Source organism: Psychrobacter sp. D2, from assembly GCF_013608135.1.
Lineage (GTDB): Bacteria > Pseudomonadota > Gammaproteobacteria > Pseudomonadales > Moraxellaceae > Psychrobacter > Psychrobacter cryohalolentis.
The window spans coordinates 60,725-84,178 of sequence record NZ_JACDXZ010000004.1; the positions used below are offsets into that span (position 1 = coordinate 60,725).

24 protein-coding genes are annotated in these 23,454 nt (G+C 42.4%); 15 read left to right on the plus strand and 9 right to left on the minus strand.

Annotated features, from left to right (window positions below; all coding sequences use genetic code 11):
• Positions 1–126: 126 nt before the first annotated feature.
• The 4 genes from rpsF to H0262_RS06830 all read left to right on the plus strand — a co-directional run bounded on the left by rpsF (position 127) and on the right by H0262_RS06830 (position 1,769).
• A complete protein-coding gene (gene rpsF, locus H0262_RS06815; RefSeq protein ID WP_011513370.1) occupies positions 127–522 on the plus strand; it encodes a 30S ribosomal protein S6 in 396 nt (131 codons plus the stop codon).
• Positions 523–538: 16 nt separating this feature from the next.
• Positions 539–769, plus strand: a complete 231-nt coding sequence (gene rpsR / locus H0262_RS06820) for a 30S ribosomal protein S18 (protein WP_010198808.1) — start codon at positions 539–541, stop codon at positions 767–769.
• Positions 770–789: 20 nt separating this feature from the next.
• Positions 790–1,302 carry a 50S ribosomal protein L9 gene (gene rplI, locus H0262_RS06825; protein ID WP_011513369.1) on the plus strand — a complete coding sequence of 171 codons (513 nt, stop codon included), beginning with the start codon at positions 790–792 and terminating at the stop codon, positions 1,300–1,302.
• 221 nt (positions 1,303–1,523) lie between these two features.
• A complete protein-coding gene (locus tag H0262_RS06830; protein WP_181210195.1) occupies positions 1,524–1,769 on the plus strand; it encodes a hypothetical protein in 246 nt (81 codons plus the stop codon).
• A 66-nt stretch (positions 1,770–1,835) separates the two neighbouring features.
• Here H0262_RS06830 and H0262_RS06835 read toward each other — a convergent pair whose 3' ends face one another.
• Genes H0262_RS06835 through cobT form a run of 3 tightly spaced genes read right to left on the minus strand, consistent with a single transcriptional unit; the run spans position 1,836 to position 4,322 of the window.
• Positions 1,836–2,387, minus strand: a complete 552-nt coding sequence (locus H0262_RS06835; RefSeq protein WP_181210196.1) for a histidine phosphatase family protein — start codon at positions 2,385–2,387, stop codon at positions 1,836–1,838.
• A gap of 43 nt (positions 2,388–2,430) precedes the next feature.
• Positions 2,431–3,264 (minus strand): adenosylcobinamide-GDP ribazoletransferase, encoded by an 834-nt coding sequence (locus H0262_RS06840; protein WP_181210197.1) that lies wholly within the window; start codon positions 3,262–3,264, stop codon positions 2,431–2,433.
• The gene (gene cobT, locus H0262_RS06845; RefSeq protein ID WP_181210198.1) at positions 3,264–4,322 is read right to left on the minus strand and encodes a nicotinate-nucleotide--dimethylbenzimidazole phosphoribosyltransferase; all 1,059 of its coding nucleotides are present in this window, start codon (positions 4,320–4,322) and stop codon (positions 3,264–3,266) included. Before cobT ends, H0262_RS06840 begins: the two co-directional genes overlap by 1 nt.
• Before the next feature lie 231 nt (positions 4,323–4,553).
• On the opposite strand from cobT, the gene H0262_RS06850 reads away from it, so the two are divergent.
• Positions 4,554–5,912 (plus strand): GntP family permease, encoded by a 1,359-nt coding sequence (locus tag H0262_RS06850; protein WP_201551474.1) that lies wholly within the window; start codon positions 4,554–4,556, stop codon positions 5,910–5,912.
• Positions 5,913–5,932: 20 nt separating this feature from the next.
• A complete protein-coding gene (locus tag H0262_RS06855; RefSeq protein WP_181210200.1) occupies positions 5,933–7,069 on the plus strand; it encodes a glycerate kinase in 1,137 nt (378 codons plus the stop codon).
• A 38-nt stretch (positions 7,070–7,107) separates the two neighbouring features.
• On the opposite strand, the gene H0262_RS06860 is transcribed toward H0262_RS06855, so the two are convergent.
• A complete protein-coding gene (locus H0262_RS06860) occupies positions 7,108–7,977 on the minus strand; it encodes a LysR family transcriptional regulator (RefSeq protein ID WP_181210201.1) in 870 nt (289 codons plus the stop codon).
• 92 nt (positions 7,978–8,069) lie between these two features.
• Between H0262_RS06860 and H0262_RS06865 the strand changes: the two genes are divergently transcribed.
• Positions 8,070–8,570 carry a lactoylglutathione lyase family protein gene (locus H0262_RS06865; RefSeq protein WP_181210202.1) on the plus strand — a complete coding sequence of 167 codons (501 nt, stop codon included), beginning with the start codon at positions 8,070–8,072 and terminating at the stop codon, positions 8,568–8,570.
• 211 nt (positions 8,571–8,781) lie between these two features.
• Positions 8,782–9,606: an enoyl-CoA hydratase gene (locus tag H0262_RS06870; RefSeq protein WP_181210203.1), complete on the plus strand. Its 825-nt coding sequence runs from the start codon at positions 8,782–8,784 to the stop codon at positions 9,604–9,606.
• Positions 9,607–9,713: 107 nt separating this feature from the next.
• Here the strand turns inward: H0262_RS06870 and H0262_RS06875 are convergent, their stop codons facing one another.
• The 4 genes from H0262_RS06875 to H0262_RS06890 all read right to left on the minus strand — a co-directional run bounded on the left by H0262_RS06875 (position 9,714) and on the right by H0262_RS06890 (position 14,349).
• Positions 9,714–10,136: a tetratricopeptide repeat protein gene (locus H0262_RS06875; protein WP_181210204.1), complete on the minus strand. Its 423-nt coding sequence runs from the start codon at positions 10,134–10,136 to the stop codon at positions 9,714–9,716.
• 157 nt (positions 10,137–10,293) lie between these two features.
• Complete coding sequence (locus tag H0262_RS06880; protein WP_181210205.1) at positions 10,294–10,632, minus strand: RidA family protein; 339 nt, start codon at positions 10,630–10,632, stop codon at positions 10,294–10,296.
• Positions 10,633–10,674: 42 nt separating this feature from the next.
• A complete protein-coding gene (locus tag H0262_RS06885) occupies positions 10,675–11,922 on the minus strand; it encodes an FAD-binding oxidoreductase (RefSeq protein ID WP_181210206.1) in 1,248 nt (415 codons plus the stop codon).
• A gap of 237 nt (positions 11,923–12,159) precedes the next feature.
• Positions 12,160–14,349: an ATP-dependent helicase gene (locus H0262_RS06890; RefSeq protein WP_181210207.1), complete on the minus strand. Its 2,190-nt coding sequence runs from the start codon at positions 14,347–14,349 to the stop codon at positions 12,160–12,162.
• Positions 14,350–14,552: 203 nt separating this feature from the next.
• Between H0262_RS06890 and H0262_RS06895 the strand changes: the two genes are divergently transcribed.
• Complete coding sequence (locus H0262_RS06895) at positions 14,553–14,792, plus strand: hypothetical protein (RefSeq protein ID WP_011513355.1); 240 nt, start codon at positions 14,553–14,555, stop codon at positions 14,790–14,792.
• Between the two features lie 92 nt (positions 14,793–14,884).
• On the opposite strand, the gene H0262_RS06900 is transcribed toward H0262_RS06895, so the two are convergent.
• Positions 14,885–16,375: an aldehyde dehydrogenase family protein gene (locus tag H0262_RS06900; RefSeq protein ID WP_181210208.1), complete on the minus strand. Its 1,491-nt coding sequence runs from the start codon at positions 16,373–16,375 to the stop codon at positions 14,885–14,887.
• Between the two features lie 276 nt (positions 16,376–16,651).
• On the opposite strand from H0262_RS06900, the gene H0262_RS06905 reads away from it, so the two are divergent.
• From H0262_RS06905 to H0262_RS06930, 6 genes are all read left to right on the plus strand, one after another.
• Positions 16,652–17,290 (plus strand): TetR/AcrR family transcriptional regulator, encoded by a 639-nt coding sequence (locus tag H0262_RS06905; RefSeq protein WP_020443230.1) that lies wholly within the window; start codon positions 16,652–16,654, stop codon positions 17,288–17,290.
• Between the two features lie 350 nt (positions 17,291–17,640).
• Positions 17,641–18,861 carry an iron-containing alcohol dehydrogenase gene (locus H0262_RS06910; protein WP_181210209.1) on the plus strand — a complete coding sequence of 407 codons (1,221 nt, stop codon included), beginning with the start codon at positions 17,641–17,643 and terminating at the stop codon, positions 18,859–18,861.
• Between the two features lie 112 nt (positions 18,862–18,973).
• On the plus strand, positions 18,974–20,023 hold the full coding sequence (locus tag H0262_RS06915; protein WP_181210210.1) for an NADP-dependent oxidoreductase: 1,050 nt from the start codon (positions 18,974–18,976) through the stop codon (positions 20,021–20,023).
• Positions 20,024–20,189: 166 nt separating this feature from the next.
• Positions 20,190–20,867, plus strand: a complete 678-nt coding sequence (locus H0262_RS06920; protein ID WP_011513350.1) for a type 1 glutamine amidotransferase domain-containing protein — start codon at positions 20,190–20,192, stop codon at positions 20,865–20,867.
• Between the two features lie 33 nt (positions 20,868–20,900).
• Positions 20,901–21,536, plus strand: coding sequence for a glutathione S-transferase family protein (locus H0262_RS06925; RefSeq protein WP_011513349.1), 636 nt, complete (start codon positions 20,901–20,903; stop codon positions 21,534–21,536).
• A 295-nt stretch (positions 21,537–21,831) separates the two neighbouring features.
• Positions 21,832–23,448, plus strand: a complete 1,617-nt coding sequence (locus H0262_RS06930; protein ID WP_181210211.1) for an MFS transporter — start codon at positions 21,832–21,834, stop codon at positions 23,446–23,448.
• The last annotated feature ends 6 nt before the right edge of the window (positions 23,449–23,454 follow it).

Genomic DNA, 23,454 nt, shown 5'->3' on the forward strand with positions numbered 1-23,454 from the left:
GGCGCTTTATAAACTAAGCTTATTCTCTGTTAATTATTTATAATAATGGGTAGGATTTGAGCTTACCTTATAAATCTCCTTGCTATTAACATAGGGTTAATAGCTACTAATCCGTAAGGAGTCATAATGCGACATTACGAACTGGTGTTACTTGTACACCCAGACCAAAGCGACCAAGTGGTCGGCATGGTTGAACGCTATATCAAGTTAGTTCAAGACAACAACGGCACTATCCATCGTCTAGAAGATTGGGGTCGTCGTCAACTTGCTTACCCAATTAACAAGATTCACAAAGCTCATTACGTTCTTTTCAACATTGAAACTGACGGCGAGACTTTAGCTGAACTTGAAGAATTATTCCGTTATAACGACGCGATCATTCGTAGTCTAGTTATGCGCCGTGATGATGCTGTCACTGAAGAGTCGCAGTTAGCCAAGAATGCCGATGAAAAACGCGCACGCAAAGCTACTACTCGTCGTCCAGACAGTAATGATGACAACGACAACCACAGTGATGACTAATTAAAGGAGCATAATCATGGCACGTTTTTATCGCCGTCGCAAATTCTGCCGTTTCACTGCTGAAGGTATCACTCACATCGATTATAAAGATGTTGAATTGCTAAAACAGTATATCAGTGATAATGGCAAAATCGTACCAAGCCGTATTACCGGTACGTCTACTAAATATCAGCGTCAACTAGCGACTGCTATCAAGCAAGCTCGTTATTTATCGCTACTTCCATACACTGATAACCATCAGGGTTAACCGTTAACTAGGAATGACTCATGCAAATTATTTTGTTACAGCGTATCGTCAACCTTGGCAAACTCGGTGAAACTGTCGATGTAAAACCAGGTTACGGACGTAACTTTCTTATCCCTTTGGGTAAAGCACTACCTGCTACTAAAGCTAACATTGAAAAGTTCGAAGCACGTCGTGCTGAACTTGAAGCTGAAGAAGCAAAAGAAGTAGCGGTTGCTCAAGAACGTGCTGACGCATTAACTGACGTTAATGTTATCATGCGCGCTAAATCAGGTGACGAAGGCAAGCTATTCGGCTCTATCGGTACACGCGATATCGCTGAAGCATTGACTAACTCAGGTCTAGAAGTTGACCGTGCTGAAATCAAGCTACCTGAAGGCACTTTGCGTCAAATTGGTGAATATAATGTTGATATTCAACTACATCATGACGTTACGGCTACTATTCTAGTTACCATTCTTTCTGAAGATGGCGACAACGAAGATTTAGACGAAGACAATGCTGCAGACGAAAACGAAGACTATTCTGAAGAGTAATCTTTAGCATACTAAGTTTTAGTCGCAATAAAAAACCAGCAACTTTAGGTTGCTGGTTTTTTTTGTGCTGGATTTGGACTTCGTTATTTGTATTAGTACTGATACAGACAATAAACACTGTATACGCAATGACAAAAGACTATTGATAACGTCTGTTGTATTCTAATCCTACTAGTCACTATGCTGACGATATATATTTTATGAATGAAATCTAGGATACCATGATAAATACTGATGACACTTTACGATGTACTCAAGGCAATGACTTTTATACCGAAGGCAAAACTTATAAGGTTGGTAGAATTGTTAATAATAAATACTTCCAGATATTAACCGATAATAATACTGACCATTGGTATGCGACCTTAGATAACAAAGGCATTTATGTGAGCTTTGATTCGGCTATAGCAGAAACTGAGAGAGCATGTTTTGAGAAGATTAATGATCTATCAAATGACTGTCAGTAGCATTTCAACACTTTTAAACTATAATTAAATATTAAAAACGGTCATTATAATGACCATTTTTTTTGGTTAAATATCAATACGACTACAGGATAAATATCCTACAGAGTGTGGCCAGTTAATTGCAAGGTTTGGTACCTCTTGACCAGTCGCGATCATCTTAGCGGCATTGATCCAACCAGCATGACCGATGGCTAATACTGGATGATCTTTTTGCTCAACTGCAATTTTATCCAACCAGCTCTCCGCTCGATTAAACAGCTGTTGCAAATTTTCACCATGATCAGGCGCAAAGTGGGCAAAATTATTGCACCATTCATCAATTTGTTGTTTCTCAATCTGTTTCCAAGACTGACCATCCCAATCACCGAAATGAATCTCAGCCAATTCAGGTGCGACTCGACACTCAAAACCGCGCTGTGCCAATATTTCCCCGACCTTTAGTGAACGCTGTAAGGGGCTAACCCAAATCACTTTTGGTAATTGTTGTAGACGTACAAAGCGCTGTATTTTATTGGCAAGGCGTTTTAGTTTACGTTTATCGACCTCTACATCTGTCTGTCCAATACAGAGACCACCAGCCGTAACTGGTTTTGGATGACGCCAAATATACAGAATCATGAGTGCGAGTATCCTTTCTTAGCATCATTTTTAACGCTTTGGCTTAAATTAAGGGCAATGAAGCGGCCAGTCCAATGTAAATAGCAATTTCGCTAAGCTGCTGCGTGGCTCCTAAGCCATCACCCGTATAGCCATCTAAACGTCTACGCAATAAGCGCCGCATATAATCTGTCGCGCCTATGCCTAGCAATAAAGCCAATAACCATTGCCAGATACCAATCTGTTGCATGGTATTAGGGAAAACCAGTGCGACCAAAGTAATAGCCAACATTAGCCAACCACTGCTATATATAGCTTGTAATGGTGTCAGCTGCTGTGCCATCGGTTTGGCTTTGGCATGTTCAATCTCTCCGCCATAAGGCAATAGCGTCAGTAAGCTAATACAAAATAAACGTGACGCAGTATGCCCAATAATGAGTGCAACGATAGCAACGGGTGTTGGCATCGCAGTAAGTAAGCTGATTTTAAGCAATAGCGCTGAGACCAAACCTAATACGCCATAAGTGCCTAAGCGTGAGTCTTTCATAATCTCTAAAGTGCGCTCGCGAGTGAGTCCGCCACCTAGCCCATCGCAACTATCGGCAAGTCCATCTTCATGAAAAGCACCTGTTAACTTGATACCAAAAGCCGTACTTATCACTGCCGCAACTAGCGGTATGAATAAGAGACTGCTAAGCCAAAACACGCCAGCACAAAGCAAACCTATCAGTAAGCCTACCGCTGGAAAATAACGGCTGCTTTGGTGCAGCCACTGCGGATCATAATGGCTAAAAGACGGGACGGATATACGCGTTAAAAACTGAACAGCAACCAATATCAATCGGGCTTCATAACGAAGGCGCTGCAATACAGACAGCTTTGAGGATGAACTTTGCATCACTTGCTTTGCTCACTGATACCAGCATCACTAAAGCTTGCCATCTCATTGATAAGCGCGCAAGCGGATTGCAATAATGGATACGCTAATGCCGCACCACTGCCCTCGCCTAAGCGCATACCCATATTGAGTAATGGCTTAGCATTCAGCAGTTTTAATAAATGCGCGTGCCCTGGTTCAACTGAGTGATGAGAAAAGATAGCATATTGAGCAACACCGGGTGCTAAGCGCTCGGCGACAAGCAAAGCACTACTGGCGATAAAGCCATCAATTAACAAAATACGACGTTCACTGGCAGCCTGCATCAGTGCGCCTGCCATCATAGCAACCTCAAGCCCGCCTAATGCAGCAAGTACATCGAACGGCGCTTGCGCTTCACGGTGACGCTCTAAAACTTGCGTTAAAATGCTCGCCTTGTGCTGTAATCCTGCATCATCAAGACCAGTGCCACGACCGATACAGTCGGCAATGCTCAAGTCGCCAAGTCTCGCCAGCAATAGACTTGCCGCTGACGTATTACCGATGCCCATTTCACCAACAATCAATAGATTGCCTACCATGTCCTTAACCACGCTCCTACCGCTTTCTAACGCAGCTAAACATTCTACTTCTGTCATCGCAGCTTCTGTCAGCGCATCACGGCTACCATGTCGAATTTTATAATCTAGCAGTTGCGGATGGTCTTTAAAAGGAGAATTGCCAAAATCCGCGTCTACCCCAGCATCGACTACTTTTAGCTCAATATCATGCTGACGTGCTAAGACATTGATGGCAGCGCCGCCTTGCAAAAAGTTATAAACCATCTGTGCAGTGACTGCACTAGGATACGCAGACGTGCCATGCTTGGTTAAACCATGATCGGCGGCAAATACTCGAATTTGAGGTTGCTCAATCTTTGGCATAATTGTGCCTTGAATCATACCTAACTGCAGAGCGAGCGTCTCTAAACGTCCAAGTGCGCCAATTGGTTTGGTCTTCTGGTCAATGATTTGCTCTAGCTGCTGGCGTAGCGCATTATTTTCGATATTGGGAATTATCGGGGCATTAAATATGTTCAAAGGAAGTATCCTAAATCTGGTACATGTCAAACAAAACCCACATACTAGCAGAGTATCCAAGCTTTACCATGAATAAAATCAAATATGAGCCGAATAGATTTCCTAGCAACGTAGATTTACTATAGAATATGCCCCTTTAAAAATTCATATGACTATTGATGCTTTATGAAGTGCACGCTGCATGAGCCTCATAATTTTTCATAAGACATTAACAACTATATAGAGATAGTGATGATCGTATTTTGGCTGGTGCTGACCATTCTTTTTATTATTTTTGCCACCGCAAAACTCAAGTGGCATCCTTTTTTAGTATTGATATTATCTGCCTTCTTGGTCGCACTGTTTTACCAAGTACCGCTTAATACGGTCGCCAAAACTATCTCTGATGGCTTTGGCGGTATCTTAGGGTATATCGGTCTGGTCATTGTATTTGGTACCATTATCGGCTTAATCCTTGAAAAAACAGGTGCCGCCATTGTGATGGCAGAGACAGTCATTAAAGTCTTGGGACCACGCTTCCCTACTTTGACGATGTCTATCGTAGGTGCCGTGGTATCTGTACCAGTGTTTTGCGATTCAGGCTATATTATTTTAAACTCGTTAAAAGAGTCTTTGGCTGAGCGCTTAAAAGTATCAAGCGTGGCGATGAGTATTGCCTTAGCAACTGGCTTATATGCCACTCATACCTTTGTACCACCGACACCCGGTCCAATTGCAGCAGCAGGAAACTTGGGACTTGAGTCAAATTTGGGCTTGGTCATCATGGTCGGTGTAGTTGTGACAACTGTTGCAGTACTTGCCGGTTGGTTATGGTCCAATCGCTTCCTGAATGCCACTCCTGACAATATTGATGCACTCGACGCGCCAGCTGCGACTGTGCCAGAAAACATGAAAACTCGCGACGACTATAGTAAGCTACCGTCGGCAACCATGGCATTTTTACCTATTATCGTGCCTATCGTCTTGATTTGCTTGTCGTCTGTTGCTAACTTACCTAGTACGCCATTTGGTACAAGCACCATAACAGATATCTTGATATTTATTGGCAATCCATTGACAGCCCTACTGATTGGTTTGTTTTTATCATTTTTACTCATCAATACTGAACAAAAAACACAGCAAATCAGCGATAGTATCTCTCAAGGCTTGGTGGTCGCAGCGCCTATTCTCTTAATCACTGGCGCTGGCGGCGCGTTTGGCGCTATGCTAAAGGTCACACCAATTGGCGATTATTTAGGAACGACTTTATCTGCCTTGGGGCTTGGTATTTTTATGCCATTTATCGTTTCTGCCGCATTAAAAACAGCACAAGGCTCAACTACTGTTGCCTTGGTGACCACCTCTGCGATGGTCGCACCACTATTGGGTCAAATAGGTCTTGATAGTGAGCTTGGTCGCGTATTTTGCGTGATGGCAATTGGTGCAGGCGCAATGACTATCTCACACGCTAATGACAGCTTTTTTTGGATTGTTAGCCAGTTTAGTCGTATGAGTGTGGCACAGGCTTATAAAGCCCATTCTATGGCGACTGGTATTCAGGGCGTGACCAGTATCATCTTTATTTGGTTATTAACCTTGGTATTTATTTAAAGAGATTTAAAGAGACATTCATGAAAATTTTAATTGCTCCCGACTCATTTAAAGAAAGCTTAGAAGCACTGGATGTTTGCCGCGCCATTCAATCTGGCTTCAGCCAAGTGTTTCCAGATGCTGACTATAAACTGCTACCTATGGCAGATGGCGGTGAAGGGACTTCTGCAGTATTGTCTTACGTGCTAGGTGGCCGCTGGAAAGAAGTGCGCGTCCATGACCCTTTAATGCGACCGATTAGCGCAAAATATTTATTACTGCCTGATGCAACTGCGGTCATCGAAGTTGCTCAAGCTTGTGGTTTACATCTCTTGACTGTGGCAGAGCGCAATCCAGTCATCGCCAGCAGCTATGGCGTTGGCGAGCTGATTGCAGATGCTTTAAGGGAAGGTGTCAAACGTATTATTATCGGTCTTGGTGGTAGTGCCACCAATGATGCAGGACTTGGTATGCTAACCGCACTTGGCATGATGTTTCATGATAGTGATGACAATATGCTAGCCCAAGGCGGCGGCGCGCTTGCCAACTTGCAACGATTAGATGCGACAAGCTTCCATACTAGCGTGTTACAGACAGTGTTTGAAGTAGCCTGTGATGTCACCAACCCTTTATGTGGCGAATTGGGTGCCAGTGCAATATTTGGTCCTCAAAAAGGCGCTAGCCTACAGCAAGTCAATGATTTGGACCAAGCATTGAATCATTTTGCAAGTGTATGTGAGCAACATGGCTATCAGAATTATCAAGAGATAGCGGGTGCTGGCGCAGCAGGTGGTCTTGGCTATGCGTTAATGAGCTTTTGCCAAGCTGAGTTAAAGTCAGGTTTTGATACAGTGGCAAAAGTTACCAACTTATCACAGCACATTGCCGATGCAGATTTGGTCATTACTGGTGAAGGCAAGCTTGACGCTCAGTCTGCCATGGGTAAAGTAGCTGGCGGCATTAGCCACATTGCCAAAGCCCGCCATACGCCAGTGATTGCGATTTGTGGCAGTGTTGATGGACTAGAATCGGCTCAGACCAGTCAGTTTGATGTCATCATGCCCAGTATCCAAAAGCTAGAGTCCATCGAGAATATCTTTGAAAATGCTTATCATAATGTTGAAATCACTGCCACCAATATTGCTGCGGCAATAAAACTAGGTCAAAGTATCAAGTAGGCTTTATACGGCTACTTAAGATACTCTATTAGACGCTGTTATAGCCATTTTTTCACCTCATTGAGGACGGTTTGCATCCTATTTGGCAGTACCTGCTGGCGGCGTACAGCAAAGTACAGGGTTTCACTAACTGAGACTGGCAGCTGATGACATTTAAGCAGCTGCGGGTTTGGATACGCGGCAACTGCGTGCGCTGGTAATACGGTAAATCCAAGCCCCCTACTTACCGGCTCTAAAATCATACCTATCTGATTGGAAAAGCCTTTTTTAATAAAGTCATTGATGTGTCCAAATTCAGGATAATTGGCGCTCAACAGCAAACTGGCATGATGTGCGCCATCAGGATGATCAATAAATCCAAGCTTGGTAAGTGCTTCCCAGCTAGGCTCCATCATCGTGATTGGTGTCACCAGTAGTAGCGCTTCTTGAGCCACCGGCTTGCAGCTGACCGTCTCATCATCCGAGATAGTTGTCATAAAACCTATATCAATCTCATGCTTGGAAAGCGCCTGCTCTATATCTGTATTGGGGGCAAAACGGTAATCAATCACCAGCTTTGGATGCTGGTCTTGTAATGTTAACAGCTTAGGATAGAGCTTTAAACCAACGCTGCCAGGCGACATGATTCGCACCAATCCCTCATTATACGGATCGTCACCGATACGCTGCTCTAAGCGTGATAAGCGCTGCAAGATATCCTCTGCCTCTCGATACAAATGCTCACCTGCATCTGTTAATGAAAACTGCTTACCTTGACGAATAAGCAAGTCAACATCCAACTGATTCTCAAGCTTACGTATATGCTGACTAACCCCTGACTGCGTCATATATAGACGCTCAGCCGTTTGAGTAAAATGTCCGACTTCCACCAAGGTGCAAAAGGTACGTAGCCATGTGATATTTATCATTACAGTACATACTTATCTTTATAATAAATGATAATTTTACGTAATATACATAACTTTGTAAACTACTCCCATATCAAAAAGGAGTACAAACCATGAATAATGTTTATCCAAGAAGCTTTTCACATATTGGTCTTTCAGTACCTGACCTCGATGCCGCTGTCAAATTTTATACTGAAGTGATGGGTTGGTACATCATCATGGAGCCGACTGAAATTACTGAAGATGACAGTGCTATTGGTGAGATGTGTACCGAAGTCTTTGGTGCAGGTTGGGGCAGTTTTCGTATTGCTCATTTATCTACTGGCGACCGTATTGGCGTTGAGATTTTTGAATTCAAAAATCAAGAAAATCCTGACAATAACTTTGAATACTGGAAAACAGGTATCTTCCATTTCTGTGTTCAAGATCCTAATGTGGAAGAGCTAGCCGAACGTATGGTTGCCGCAGGGGGTAAAAAGCGGATGGAGAAACCTCGTTATTACTACCCTGGCGAAAAACCCTATCGCATGATTTATATGGAAGATCCATTTGGCAATATCGTTGAGATATATAGCCATAGCTATGAGCTGATTTACAGTGAAGGCGCTTACTAAAGGGCGCTAACAGTAATTAACGCTTTGAAACGATTGCCTTTAAAACATAAAAATAGCGCTCTTATATGATAAGGGCGCTATTTTTATATGGGCTATATCAGTATCACTGACCTATTGCTTAACCAATTAAGCATGCTACTATTTGGGTTATTATTTCATTAGCTTTTACACTTTTACACTAAGTTTCAATACCCATTATCAAGGACGATAAATGACCCAGTCTAACCCCATTCAATCAGTGACTCCCTCGACAAACATTAATGAGCCACTGGTTATCAAAGAAATCTCAGGCAGCGTGGTGACATTGACACTCAACAGTCCCAAACAATTTAATACATTATCGATTGAACTACTAACAGCTATGCAAGCGGAGCTTGACAGTATTGCGAAAGACTCAAGCGTGCAAGTGCTAGTGATTGCCGCAAATGGCAAGGCATTTTGTGCTGGTCATAATCTAAAAGAGATGCGTGCCAATCCAGATGAAGCATTTCAGCGCGCTTTATTTGAGCAATGTAGTCAGATGATGCTTACCATCAATCAAATGCCGCAAGTTGTCATTGCCAAAGTACAAGGCATCGCTACCGCTGCTGGTTGTCAACTGGTCGCAGCCTGTGATTTAGCTGTTGCCTCAGACAATGCCAAATTTGCCACCTCTGGTATCAACGTAGGGCTGTTCTGTTCTACCCCTGCGGTGGCAGTCAGTCGCAACCTATCTCGCAAGCAAGCATTTGAGATGCTGATTACTGGTGAATTTATAGATGCCCACACTGCACTACAGCAGGGACTGATCAATCGTGTGGCAAGCGCTGAGCAATTAGACCAGATGCTACAGTCTCTGATAGACGCTATTACTAATCAATCTTCAGTCGCTCTTAAAACTGGCAAAACCATGTTTTATAAGCAACTGGATATGGAATTGGCAGATGCTTACGAGTATGCCAGCGAGGTGATGAGCTGCAATATGATGGCGGATGATGTGAGTGAAGGGATTGACGCCTTTATCGAAAAGCGTTCTGCCATATGGACAGGACGATAAGAACAATAGAGTTATTCTATAATGCAAAATGTCTCTGTTGGCGTTGGCAGCGCCACTTTTTTAAATAACAAAGGCGTTTTTTAAATAAGAAATGGCAATAATTAAGATTACTCAGCTAGTAATTTTGCAAGCATCTTATCTATCTCACTTTTGAATGCTTTATCGTCGAGCTTACTGGCAGTAATTTTAGCACTCTGTAAGCTTTGAATCGCTGCCTCTGTCTGTCCAAGCTCGCTCTGTAATTCAGCCATTGAAAAGGCTATCGATGATAAATGCTCTTTTGATTGAATCACTGCTGCTTTATCGAAGGCCTTCTGGTAAATAACTAATGCCTCATCCAAATCTTCCGTAAAATCTGCCAATGTCTCCCACTGCTCAGGATGATCCTTATTGCCTTTCTCATTTTCAATGCACAAGTCTTTTAGCTGTACATACAGCGTATCAAATGTCTCTTTATCATTGGCACTGTCCGCTTCTAATAGCTTTTCTGCCAACACATAAATTGAGTGATAAATTTTATTATTAATCATTTTTTTATAACCTTTTTTTGCTGCTCATCAGATAACTGTCAATACTGTCAACGAGGTTAATTATAGACTATTTGCATACGTCGCTCATCAAAAAGGGCGTGATAGTCATATCACGCCCTCTCATTATTATTCAGTTTTAAGTAGCAGGTACTGGTATTTACTCAGCAGCGATAGCAGTAATCTCAACCAACAGCTCAGGACGTGCCAAAGCAGATTCACCGCAAGCACGAGCTGGCGGCTGTACGCCTTCGAACCACTTATCCCATACTTCATTCATTGCCGCAAAATCCGACATGCTTTTCACCCAGACAGTCGCCATTAGCAGCTTTGATTTGTCACTACCGACTTCTTGCAATAAGCTTTCGATCTTCTCTAGGCAAGTTAAGGTTTGGGCTTTGATATCATCTTCAGCGTTACCCACTTGACCACATAGATAGACGGTTTTGTTATGTACCACAATCTTACTCATGCGTTCACTACTATGAAGCTTTTTCATTACTTTTTACCCTTATAAATGTGTATGTATAGGCTATGTGCGTTACTTAGAAAAACGTTCGGCGCTAAACGGCTTGATATCGACCAATAGCGGTTTTTCATGAATCATCTCTTCAACGAGACGACCGGTCATCGGTCCTAATGTAAAACCTTGATGACTGTGACCAAAGGCAAACCACAATTTATCATGCTTAGGCGCAGGACCTATCACTGGCTTCATATCTGGCATACAAGGACGTGATCCTGCCCATGCTTCGCTCTCAACCGCATCTTCTAATGGCAGTATCTTTCGCGCCAGTTTAAGCACGGTCTTTAACTGTCCAAAATTCTTTGGCGCATTCATAGTGGTCATCTCAGCACCAGTGGTGATACGGATACCTTGCTGCATCGGCCCCATGACGAAACCTTTATCCATATCAAACATACTATGATGGATGGTGTTCTTTTCGTTGACTTTAAAATGCTGATGATAGCCACGCATCGGGAATAATGGCAAGTCATAACCAAGCGGCTTGATGAGATCATTAGACCAAGGTCCTGCTGCGATGACTAATTTATCACTATAGAAAGTCTCGGTATCGGTGACAATCTTCCAGCCGCCATCTTCTTGTACGATTTCTTGAACGCCAGTCTCTTTAATTATCCCGCCCATTTCTTGGAAGTTTTTTGCATAGGCTTTAACCAGAAAGCTTGGGTTTGAGACCTGCCAAGAATTCAACCAATGAATTGCGCCGACGAACTCGTCAAAATTGGCGCTAGGCTCCATGACTCTTAATTCTTCAACTGTCAATACATTATGTTCAACACCTTGATTGCGAGCATCGATAGCTAGCGCAATGGCTTCTTTAAAGGTGTCTTCAGAGCGATGCAATTGCAACCAACCATCGCGGGTAATCAGCTCATCTGCACCAGAGGCGCTAATCATGGTTTGATGTTCGCTTGTGCAATGCTCAATCAGTGTTTGCCACTCGCCTTCGATTTTTTTAACTGAAGCAGGTGTAGAGTATTTCCAGTATTGCAACAGCGCCTGATGATAACGAAGAATAGCTGGTATGCGATAGCGGATATCAGTACCTTGGTTTGGCAATACACGTATCATTTCAGTCAGCTGGCGCGGAAACGGATGCGTATGAATCGCCTCACGCTGAATCAAGCCAGCATTGCCGTATGAAGTCTCTGAGCCCGGTAGCTTTTTGTCTATAAGCAAAACTTCAGCATTGTTTTTTTGTAGATGCCAAGCAACCGAGGTGCCAACCATACCTGCACCGATAACGATAACTTCATGACGCATAACATATCCCTTTTTATGGCTTTGATACAGAGTGTTAAATAGATGAATATAACGGGTAAGGTGGTCATAGTAACGCATTGAAAGATTTTTTAAACCCTTATCTGTTAAATATTTTTACGAATAAACACTTTTGGTTATATGTTTTTATGCAAGGTATTTTTGATAGGAATAGTAACAACCTAATGAAAAACAAAAGTCATTTTTTAAGCTATTTTCCTGCTTTTATGGCATTTTTTATCACCACCAAACTGGATCATCACTCTCTTCTAAAGGCTGTTTTACCGTTAGCACCGTTATCTTATCAGCAGGTACTTCAGCGATAAACCGTGACACTTTATCAAAATAGCCTGAATAGCTCGAAAAATAATCGGGCGCAGTTAGAAACAGCCTGCTTTTTGCACGACTACAAGCAACATAAAACAGCTTACGCTCCTCTTCTAATTCCTCAAAATCGCTTAGTGAGCGGTAATGCGGCGTCATACCATCTACCAATGAATTAACAAATACCACTGACCATTCAAGTCCTTTGGCACTATGAATGGTCGAAATGGTCACTTTGTCACTATTCTCATCCCCTTTTTCAGGCTCACCTGTGGTGGCAACCGAGTCATTAGGTGGATCAAGTGCCAGATTTTCTAAAAATTTATCTAGGCTATCATGCTCTAACGCTAGATTTTTGAGCACACGAAAATCTTCGCTACGCTCACGCCAATTGTCTTCATTGATTTTTAAAACGGGCATATAAAAATCTAGAATCAGCTCGATAATGGCTTCGACCGACTCTGCTTGACTGGCTTGACTTAGCATTTTATACAGCAGCTCAAGTTGCGTGCTTTTTTTGGCAAACTTTGTTGTTAATAACGGCTCAAAAGAGTTATCGTCAGCATTGATTGCTTGGGTTAAGCGCGTGGCAGTCACCGACCCCACGCCTTTAAATAAGGTCAAAATACGGTGCCATGCAATGGTATCATTCGGGTTATAAAGTATCTTAACAAATGCTAAGACGTCTTTAATGTGGCGTCTTTCAATAAAACGAATCCCACCAACGACAATAAACGGGATATTGCGCTCCATGAATTCTAGCTGAACGTAGTTGGATTGAAAGGAGGTTCGGCACAATACCGCAAAGTCTTGATAATCATAATCTGATTTTAATTCGATAATTCTATCAGCAATATACTTTGCTTCTTTGCTTTCATCACCAAGTCGGCGAAATATTGGTTTTACGCCTTCTATAGAAACCCCAGAGTACAGCTGCTTTTGGTAACCCAAGGTGATCTGAGCAGACAGAGCATTGATATAATCAAGCACTGCTGGCGTACTACGATAATTTTGCTCAAGTTTAATCAACTTAGCTTCAGGGTAACCCTCGCCAAACAGTAAAATGTTTTCGTAATTGGCACCGCGAAAGGCATAAATGCTTTGATTATCATCACCAACAACCATCAGCGATACTGATGCAGGCGCACAAATGAGGTCAATCAGCTCTTTTTGCGGGATATTGGTATCTTGATATTCATCGACCATGACATAACGATATTGCTTTTGTAGCAGTTGGCGAAAAGTATCATTAGTCTTTAAATGACGCACCACTTGGCTAATGATGTCATCAAAATCGTATAAATGATTGGCACGCTTGTACTCATGAAAGTCAACGGCCAATTGCTCAATAACAGGAATATGCACGGCAATATCAGGATAGCTGTTTTCGATTAAATCGCGGATATGAATACGGCGATTTCTAGAGGTTGAAAAGATATTTTGCAACGTTTTTTTGCGCGGAAATGCCTGATTGGTTATTTTGGTCGGATACTTTTTTTCCTTATGAATTAAATCGATAGCGTCTTCACTGTCGCCTGTATCTAGAATGGTAAATCTCGGATTAATACCAAGCAGACCTGAGTATTGACGCAATAGCATATTACAAAAAGAGTGAAAAGTGCCACTGGTAATGTCATTCAGGGCTTTATTTTTTGGCAATTTATCTTCTACCAAATCCTCATTTAACCTTTGGGCAAAAGATGGTGTGCTTGCTAGCAAAGCTCTAGCGCGACTCTTTATTTCGTTGGCTGCTTTACGAGTAAAGGTTAATAGTAAAATCTCTTTTGGCGACACGCCGTTTTCTATTAAGTAACTGGTTCTATAAGTCAGAGTTTTGGTTTTACCAGAACCGGCACCGGCGATCACCAATACCTTGCCCTCAATAGTCGTGGCGGCCAATAGCTGATTGGCATTAAGCTCACTGGCATAATCTACTTGCAACCCTAAATGATTGCTAAGCCTTTGCGCTAATACCTCAGCATCCGCATTTATCAGATTGGCTTCAAGCTTCTTAATTGCCTGCTCAAGCCGCGCAATCTTGGGTTTCATCTCGATAAAATTTTGCGGATAATTATAATGATGGGTAGCAAAAATGGTCGTGGTCATTATAGGATATTACCTTTGATATGGTTTAGCGTGCCATTCATTATAAAGTAAGATAATAGTTTTAGGGGCTGTCTTAGATAAGTAAGACAATCTAGGGCAGCTTACAGATAGGTTCAACCCTACTTGACGCTTCACCACTTTCAATACACTCATTGACTATAAGTAAGCCGACTGCTTAAATGATTTATCCCTAGGAGAATATCATGACTGAAAAAACCGAAGAAAACGCTGCTACTCACAAACGCAAATTAATTGATAAATTTTTGATAAAACTGACCAAAGAAGAACCGCAGATGTATTACGCCACGACATCTGAGATTGCACGCAGTCTTTATAGCATGTTAAAAGAACATACGAATCGCCTAACCGTTGAGGAACAAGCGCTTATCAGACATATGACTATCGAAGAAATACAAGGGTTATTAGGCTTTCATGCTAAATGAGAAAATAAGATTCTTATGACTGCACAAAAAAGACTGCCCTATAGGCAGTCTTTTTTATTAACACATCAAATTAGAACTTTAATAATAAACGCTTAAAAAGGATAATCGCGCGGCGTATGCTGCACTGAAATCCAATGCAAGGTAGTAAACTCTTCTAGTATCCATTCACCATTAAAGCGTCCGATACCCGAGTTTTTCTCGCCGCCAAATGGCGCGTTGCTTTCATCATTGACCGAGATATCATTAATATGGGTCATGCCAGCTTTGATACCGCGAGCAAAACGCAAGCCTGTTGCCATATCTTGGGTAAACACTGCACTCGATAAGCCATACATAGAGTCATTAGCAATCGACAGCGCATCGTCTTCATCTTTGGCACGAATAATACCAACCAAAGGACCGAATACTTCGTTGCAAGACAAGTCCATCTCACGTGTGACGTCGCTAAAGACGTGTGGTGGCACCACTTGACCTTTTATCTCACCACTTAATAGCATTTTTGCGCCTTCAGCTTGCGCTTTAGCGATTTTTTCTTTTAGCAACTCAACTTGTTTTTCATTGATAATCGGACCGACTGCCGTATCAATTTTGCTAGGATCGCCAACATTCAAGGTCTTAACGTGTGACACAAAACGCGTAACGAAATCGTCATAAATCTCATCTTCGACAATGATACGGTTAATCGCAATACATATCTGACCTTGATGCAAGAATTTACCAAAGGCAGCAGCTTTTACGGCTTGCTCAATATCAGCGTCTTTTAGCACGACAAACGGGCTATTACCACCAAGCTCTAACGCCACTTGCTTGATATAGTCGCCGCCATTTGCCAACTCACCGATATGCTTACCCACAGAGGTCGAACCGGTAAAGGAAACCAAACTCGGAACATGATGGGTGACCATCGCATCGCCTATCTCACTGCCACTACCAACGACAACGTTTAATAATCCTTTTGGCAAACCAGCTTCTTCGAATATTTTCGCAAGCAGCAACCCACCGGTAATCGGTGTATCACTAGCAGGCTTCAACACTACGGCATTCCCTAGTGCCAATGCTGGCGCAATAGAGCGCTGGGTTAGATGTAGGGGGAAGTTCCATGGGCTAATCACGGCAATCACACCCATCGGTTCACGATAAATAAAATTCTCTTTACCCGGTGTGTTCGACGGGCGAATCTCACCATGGACGCGATTGGGAAAGCTTGCGGCTTCAAGGGTAATCGCCCGCGCACTGCTAAACTCGACCATCGCCTTAATACGGGTACTGCCCGACTCTTTGATTAGCCAATCGACAATCTCATCTTGACGCTCATCAAAGATACTGACTACTTTATAAAGGATAGCAGCACGTTCGTTCGGAGTTTGCTTTGCCCACTGTTTTTGCGCCTCGCTTGCCGCTTGATAAGCTTCATCAAGTTGTTTATCCGTTGCTTGTTGAATCTCAACCAAGGTTTCACCGTTAAACGGATTGGTATTGGTATTGATACTATCATCATCACCCTTTTTCCATTCGCCTGATATATATTGCAAATGAAAATCTGTATAAACATTTACCTGCGTATTTTTAGTTTCTGTTGACATAATTGTTCCTATTTTTTATTTAATAATATTATTAGAGTGTGGCTATAACGTATCATGGCCGTCTATCAGGTTCCGTAACACGTTTAATAAGCAATAGCAGCATACGATAACAAACGTAACTTGCTAGACGACTGGTCTAATGCTAACATAAACGCTATAAAAATTAGAATCTTTTAAACCTGTTGTTTGTTGAACAAACGTAACTTGCCAATTAATACTTATAAATTTGTTAAACCATCTTAAATAATTAGTCTCTCTAAGGAGAACATAAGTCACATGTCTATACCCAATGCTATAAAACATACTCAACCAGACAGTTCGCTATCTAATATTGCATTATCGAACACCAGAGACCATCTGTTAACGACGGGCTATAAGCTCATCGCACAAAAAGGCTTTACCGCTGTTGGTATTAAGCAAATATTAGATACGGCAGGCGTGCCGAAAGGCTCTTTTTATCATTATTTTGCGTCAAAAGAAGCCTTTGGTGAGGCGATTATCAGCCACTACTTTACCCAGTATAAGCAGCGCCTTGATACTATTGGTTCACAAGATGTTAGCGCCCAGCAAAAATTGTATGACTATTTCCAAAACTGGTATGACACGCAGCAAAGCGGCTGCGCTCATGAGAAATGTTTGGTAGTAAAGCTTAGCGCTGAAGTGTCAGATATGTCGGAACCAATGCGTAAAGTCCTATATGCGGGCTATCAGCAAACGATTACATGGCTTGCAACTCAAATCAAAGCCGGCTGGGCGGACGGTTCTGTCCCTCATCCTGCTAACGTGGCGGCTGAGAGTATGGCAAAACGTTGGTACTTTGCATGGCTTGGTGCCAGCTTAGTGACCAAAATTAGTCAAACGGATACCCCATTAGCAGAAGTATGGCTGATGACCACTACCGCTATGGGTCGCTAGTTTTTTCATTTTATAAACGATCTCTTTACATTCTGTAGCTCTCGTTTTGTCTATCTTTCTGTCTTACTCCTCCTTGTTTAACTTACCATGAACTAGTGTTGAACAAGGATATCTTATTAATATTTTGTCTTAGGAAAAATATTAATTACTACTATTAAAAGTCCAACTGAATAATTCGATTAACTTAATATCGGCTGAAATGCCTATACGATAGTTTTGTAACTATTTACTATAATTACTAGACGACCGGTCTAATTAATATATAATGCGGACAGATGCAAATAAGTTGCAGACTTTATTTTCAGTTTTTAAATCTCTTTTTCATACTCAGAAAACATATTAGGAATCTTATGAATAACTTTCAATATTATAATCCCGTCCGTATCGTCTTTGGTGAAGGTCAAATCGAGAAGTTGGCTGAGCTTGTACCAACAGATGCCCGCGTACTGATTACCTATGGTGGCAGTTCAGCACAGCGTACAGGTACGTTAGATGAAGTTAAAACGGCATTAGCTGCCAGTGGCAATCGCGAAATATTCGAGTTTGGTGGTATTGAAGCCAATCCAGAATTTACTACCTTGCTAAAAGCAGCTGATATGGTCAATGAGCACAATATTGACTTCTTATTAGCCGTTGGTGGTGGCTCTGTACTTGACGGCAGTAAGTTTGTCGCACTGGTATCTTCATTGACTGAAGAAGACGGTACGGTATCGAGAGATAAAGCATGGGATGCGCTCACCAGTTATTGCAGAGATATCGATTCAGCAGTTGATTTGGGCGCAGTATTAACTATTCCAGCGACTGGCTCTGAGATGAATTCAGGCGGCGTGATTAACTATAGTGAACGCCAAGCAAAACTGCCGTTTGGTAATCCACTTGCCTTCCCTAAATTTTCAATTTTAGATCCAACCAAAACCATGACTTTACCTGAACGCCAAGTAATGAATGGTGTGGCTGATGCCTTTGTTCATGTGATGGAACAGTACCTGACCTACCCGGTCAATGCGAAAGTTCAAGATGCCTTTGCTGAGAGCTTATTAAAGATTCTGATTGAAGAAGGCGCAGCGGTAAAAGCTGATCCAGAGAATTTAGAGACCCGCAAAAACATCATGTGGACGGCAACTATGGCGCTAAATGGTCTGATCGGTACTGGTGTACCGCAAGATTGGACGACGCATATGATTGGTCATGAGTTGACCTCATTGCACGCGATTGACCATGCTCGCACGCTAACCATCGTATTACCATCAGTCATGCGAGAGCTTAAAGACAGTAAAAAAGACAAATTGCTTCAATATGCACGTAATGTTTGGAATATTACAGCTGACGATAATGGTACTGAATTAAATGATGACGCCATCATTGAAGCGGCTATCAAACAGACTGAAAACTTCTTCCGCGAGCTTGGACTGCCGGTCAGCTTAGCAGATGTTGAGTTAGATGCTGCTGCCATTGATCCTATTATCAAGCAATTAGAAGTGCATGGTATGGTGAAATTGGGTGAGCATGGCAAAAACGACTTGGCAGTATCACGTCGTATTCTAGAGCGTGCCATTACTAGCAACGCTTAACTCTCTGAGTAATTATCTATAGTTATATTGTCGTTATAGAAACCACTAGCCTGTCACTTCAGAGTGGCGGGTAACTTTAAAATCAAAAATAAATAAAATAAGGCGCTTTATCATGAGCTTTAATGAACAACAAAATCCACAACAAAATCGTCAAATCAAACTTGCCAGCCGCCCACATGGCGCACCAACTGCCGATAATTTTGAATTGGCTACTGGCGAGATTCCAAAACCCAACCAAAGCGAGATGCTATTACGCACCGTATATTTATCGCTTGACCCTTATATGCGCGGACGTATGAGTGATGCCGCAAGCTACGCTGACCCATTAGAAATTGGCGATGTCATGCTAGGTGGAACGGTTGCCCAAGTCGTCGAGTCTAATATCGATACATTTGCAGTCGGTGATTTGGTAGTATCGAACTCGGGCTGGCAGGACTATAGCGTCAGCGATGGCGAAGGCGTACTAAAGCTCGATAAAAACATGGCAAACCCTTCTTATGGCTTGGGTGTGCTTGGTATGCCCGGCTTCACAGGCTACATGGGTTTGACTGATATCGGTAAACCAAAAAAAGGCGAAACCTTAGTCGTCGCGGCGGCAACGGGTCCTGTTGGCGCAACTGTTGGACAAGTCGGTAATCAGTTAGGCTTACGTACTGTTGGCGTTGCTGGCGGTGCTGAGAAGTGTGCTTACGCGGTTGAAGAATTAGGCTTTGATGTTTGTCTTGATCATAAAGCCGATGACTTTGCTGAACAACTAGCAATCGCCTGCCCAGATGGTATCGACATTTATTATGAAAATGTTGGTGGTAAAGTCTTTGATGGCGTATTGCCACTATTAAATGCCCACGCACGTATTCCAGTATGTGGCTTGGTATCACAGTATAACGCCACCGAATTGCCAGACGGTAAAGACCGTTTGGGTGTCCTGATGGGTAATATTCTAAGTAAACGTCTAACCATCAAAGGTTTTATTATCTTTGAAGAATACGGCGATCATTTCCCAGAATTCTTAGCTACGATGAGCAAATGGCTTGAATCAGGTGCTGTTAAAACCAAAGAGCATCAAGTTGATGGTTTAGCACAAGCCCCACAAGCTTTCTTTGATATGCTTGATGGTAAGAATTTTGGTAAGACAGTGATTAAAGTGGCTGACGTTAAATAGCTGATAGCTAACATAAAAAATCATGAAAATAACCAGTTAACAACATAACTTGTTAAGACAGCTACTGAAAGTCATTCTTAAAAGATGAATACTGTCAGCAGTCGGTTTTTTAGCGTTATTAGTTTTTGATAGCGTTAATAACTTTCAACAATAAACAGGGACAATTATGAATATTTTAATGGTACTAACTTCACACGATAAATTGGGCGATACTGGTAAGAAGACAGGTTTTTGGCTAGAAGAATTTGCCGCGCCTTACTATGCTTTTTTAGATGCCGGTGTCAATATCACAATTGCCTCTCCTGCAGGCGGTCAACCACCACTTGACCCAAGTAGTGACACGCCGGATGCTCAAACCAAAGATACCAAACGTTTTAAAGAAGATTCTGAAGCCCAAGAACGTTTAGCAACGACTAAAAAATTGGCAGATATGAAAGCGGAAGATTTTGATTCAGTATTCTATCCTGGTGGTCATGGTCCAATGTGGGATTTAGCCGTTGATAAAAACTCGATTGAATTAATTGAGACGTTTATCAAACAAGATAAGCCAGTTGCTTTTGTCTGCCATTCTCCTGCCGCGCTCAAAAACGTTAAAATCGATGGCGAGTATCTGGTCAAAGGCAAAACGGTCACAGGCTTTAGTAATACCGAAGAAGAAGCGGTTCAGCTCACTGACGTCGTGCCTTTCTTATTAGAAGATGTGCTAAAAGCCAATGGCGGAAACTATGAAAAAAGCTCTGATTGGGAATCGTTTGTGGTCGAAGATGGTTTGCTGATCACGGGTCAAAATCCGGCGTCGTCAGAAGAAGCCGCCAAGCGTTTAATGGCTAAAATACAGGCTTAATAGCATCAAATCCACTGCAAAAAGGCTAACTAAATGATTCGCTTACATCACCTCAATCAATCACGCTCATTACGGACGTTATGGCTTTTAGAAGAATTGGGACAACCTTATGAAATTATTAGCCACCAGCGTGATGCCAAAACGCATCTAGCACCAGATAGCCTAAAAGCGGTACATCCTCTTGGTAAGTCTCCGGTTATTGAGATGGATGGCGAGCTTTATGCAGAGTCAGGTGCGATTACTGAGCTGTTGATTGAGCGGTTTGCACCTGATAATCTTCGCCCTGCTATCGATAGCGCAGATTATGGTCATTACTTACAGTGGATTAACTTTGCTGAAAGCTCGCTGATGCTGCCGCTTTTGCTTGAATTATTTACCAATAAAGCAGGTGCTGGTGATAATGCATTTTTAAAAGGGTATATCGCTCAAGAAAAACACAGGCTACTGAGCTATCTAAATGACGAGGTGGCAGGCAAATCCTTTATCGTGGGTAACAAGCTAAGCGGTGCAGATTTTATGCTGTCGTTTGATTTGATTATGCTTCTCAAGCGTGAGGCGTTAGAGGATTATCCTCATATTAAAGAATACGCGCTACAACTGGCAAGCCTTGATAGCTATCAGCGCGCCATGCGTTTGGAAGCAAATTATGATATGACTACTCTGACATAAATCCCACGGTTAAGCGCGTAGATGCGAACGATAATCAAAAACTATGATAAAATAGCTCAAGCTTTTCTTGGGCTATTTTTTCTTATACAGCATTATTAAGTATTAAAGTTTTATATCTTTATGCTTTTATTGTTCTGTGACCTATTTTTTATAGCGCTTTAAATGAGTAAGCGCTAAGAATAAAACCGTATGATGATCGCCGACCACGCTTATTAGCGCTGATCAGACACCGCCTGATAACTGGGAGCGTTACCATGAATTTATATTATCCGTCGTTACCGATGATAGATAGCCCATGAGTACCGACTATCAGTTTAAACCTCATGAACAGCCGTTTATGCTGGGCTCTCCTGCCACACCCGATCATCCTACTTATCGAAAAGTATTTTACTTACTGATCGGTATTTTTATCGGTATTACTGCCAGTTTTCAAAACGGTCTGTTGGTCGCCAACCTCTCTCAAATTCAAGGTGAGATGGGCTTAACCCCTGTTGAGGGTGGCTGGATATCAGTCGCTTACAATATGACCAATGCCTGTATCACGGTACTGCTCTATAAAATTCGCCAACAGTTTGGTATGTCGTTATTTAGCAAAATCACCCTATTCTTTTTGCTCTCAGCGACCAGTATGCAGTGGTTAGTCAGTAGTCATCTATTGAGCTCAACCACCGGAATTAGCATTGATCCTTATTATTTAGAGCTGATTGCCCGTGGCTTTAGCGGCGTGGTCGCGAGTGCCATGACGGTATTGTCTATCTTTTATTGTTTGCAAGGCATGCCAGCAGCTCGGCGTATTAGTGGACTGATTTTGGGCTTTGGCTTGGTACAGTTTGGGGTGCCTTTATCTCGCATCATCTCGCCTTATCTTGCCGCCGATGGTCAACTTGAAGGCTTGTTTTTATTCCAAGTTGGCTTAGCTTTGATATGCTTTGGCTTAATTAACCTTCTTGAGCTGCCACGCGGTAATATGGAAAAAGTCTTTGAAAAGCTGGATATTGTCAGCTTTGTTTTTTTCGCGACTGGTCTTGCAGCATTGGCAGTGTTTTTGGTACAAGGGCGTATTTTATGGTGGACGACTCCTTGGCTCAGTTATCCACTGATTATTTCCGTCGTCACCATTTCTATTGCGCTGTGGATTGAAACCCATCGTAAAAACCCGATGCTACAAGTACGTTGGATGCGCAGCCGGACGATTATCGCCTTTATGATAACGGGCGCTGTGATGCGTATCTTGCTGTCGGAGCAAAGCGTTGGCGCGGCAGGGTTATTGGCTAACCTCGGTTATGGCAATGATCAGCTGATTGTGTTCTATGCCATTATTTTGGCGGCCAGTGCGCTGGCATTGGTGCTTAGTATTTTTACGACCAATGCGATGGACCTACGTCGACCGGTGATTTTTGCCGTGGCATTGATTGCGATTGGTGCATGGATAGATACGGGTGTGTCACTGAATTCTACACCTGTCATGTTTTATTTTAGCCAGTTTATCATTGCGTTTGCTGCTGTATACTTTATGGGACCGATGGTATTTGAAGGGATGTTTCGTGCCATTGCTAATGGTCCTGCCTATATTATTAGCTTCTCGGTGATTTTTGGTATTTCGCAAACGGTTGGCGGTTTAGCAGGTGCCGCCGGTATTCAAGCCTTTACCACTATTCGCACGCAGATGCACTATGCAGATATGGTCAGCTCGATGACTGCTGGCAACCCTGCTCAAATGACCCAAATGCTGCAAGGGATTCAGCGCCAAGCGACCGTTGCCGCTTATGATGATTTATTCTTTTTAATGGCAGTGAGCGCTACGATTACCGCGATCTATTTATTAATGGTGTATTTCTATTATTTGTATCATAAGCGCAATCCTCTTGGTAAAGAGCTTGCCGCGTTAGCAGAAATGATGGGCAAAAAATAGCAGATA

Bases quoted from the DNA above. Each gene is read 5' to 3' on its own strand.
- H0262_RS06890 (WP_181210207.1), bottom strand. From the start codon at position 14,349: ATGACCACGACCATTTTTGCTACCCATCATTATAATTATCCGCAAAAT.
- H0262_RS06830 (WP_181210195.1), top strand. From the start codon at position 1,524: ATGATAAATACTGATGACACTTTACGATGTACTCAAGGCAATGACTTT.
- H0262_RS06835 (WP_181210196.1), bottom strand. From the start codon at position 2,387: ATGATTCTGTATATTTGGCGTCATCCAAAACCAGTTACGGCTGGTGGT.
- H0262_RS06855 (WP_181210200.1), top strand. From the start codon at position 5,933: ATGAAAATTTTAATTGCTCCCGACTCATTTAAAGAAAGCTTAGAAGCA.
- H0262_RS06860 (WP_181210201.1), bottom strand. From the start codon at position 7,977: ATGATAAATATCACATGGCTACGTACCTTTTGCACCTTGGTGGAAGTC.
- H0262_RS06925 (WP_011513349.1), top strand. From the start codon at position 20,901: ATGATTCGCTTACATCACCTCAATCAATCACGCTCATTACGGACGTTA.
- H0262_RS06885 (WP_181210206.1), bottom strand. From the start codon at position 11,922: ATGCGTCATGAAGTTATCGTTATCGGTGCAGGTATGGTTGGCACCTCG.
- H0262_RS06850 (WP_201551474.1), top strand. From the start codon at position 4,554: ATGATCGTATTTTGGCTGGTGCTGACCATTCTTTTTATTATTTTTGCC.
- H0262_RS06865 (WP_181210202.1), top strand. From the start codon at position 8,070: ATGAATAATGTTTATCCAAGAAGCTTTTCACATATTGGTCTTTCAGTA.
- rpsF (WP_011513370.1), top strand. From the start codon at position 127: ATGCGACATTACGAACTGGTGTTACTTGTACACCCAGACCAAAGCGAC.
- rplI (WP_011513369.1), top strand. From the start codon at position 790: ATGCAAATTATTTTGTTACAGCGTATCGTCAACCTTGGCAAACTCGGT.
- H0262_RS06840 (WP_181210197.1), bottom strand. From the start codon at position 3,264: ATGCAAAGTTCATCCTCAAAGCTGTCTGTATTGCAGCGCCTTCGTTAT.
- H0262_RS06895 (WP_011513355.1), top strand. From the start codon at position 14,553: ATGACTGAAAAAACCGAAGAAAACGCTGCTACTCACAAACGCAAATTA.
- rpsR (WP_010198808.1), top strand. From the start codon at position 539: ATGGCACGTTTTTATCGCCGTCGCAAATTCTGCCGTTTCACTGCTGAA.
- H0262_RS06900 (WP_181210208.1), bottom strand. From the start codon at position 16,375: ATGTCAACAGAAACTAAAAATACGCAGGTAAATGTTTATACAGATTTT.
- H0262_RS06870 (WP_181210203.1), top strand. From the start codon at position 8,782: ATGACCCAGTCTAACCCCATTCAATCAGTGACTCCCTCGACAAACATT.
- H0262_RS06880 (WP_181210205.1), bottom strand. From the start codon at position 10,632: ATGAAAAAGCTTCATAGTAGTGAACGCATGAGTAAGATTGTGGTACAT.
- H0262_RS06910 (WP_181210209.1), top strand. From the start codon at position 17,641: ATGAATAACTTTCAATATTATAATCCCGTCCGTATCGTCTTTGGTGAA.
- H0262_RS06920 (WP_011513350.1), top strand. From the start codon at position 20,190: ATGAATATTTTAATGGTACTAACTTCACACGATAAATTGGGCGATACT.
- H0262_RS06875 (WP_181210204.1), bottom strand. From the start codon at position 10,136: ATGATTAATAATAAAATTTATCACTCAATTTATGTGTTGGCAGAAAAG.
- H0262_RS06915 (WP_181210210.1), top strand. From the start codon at position 18,974: ATGAGCTTTAATGAACAACAAAATCCACAACAAAATCGTCAAATCAAA.
- H0262_RS06930 (WP_181210211.1), top strand. From the start codon at position 21,832: ATGAGTACCGACTATCAGTTTAAACCTCATGAACAGCCGTTTATGCTG.
- H0262_RS06905 (WP_020443230.1), top strand. From the start codon at position 16,652: ATGTCTATACCCAATGCTATAAAACATACTCAACCAGACAGTTCGCTA.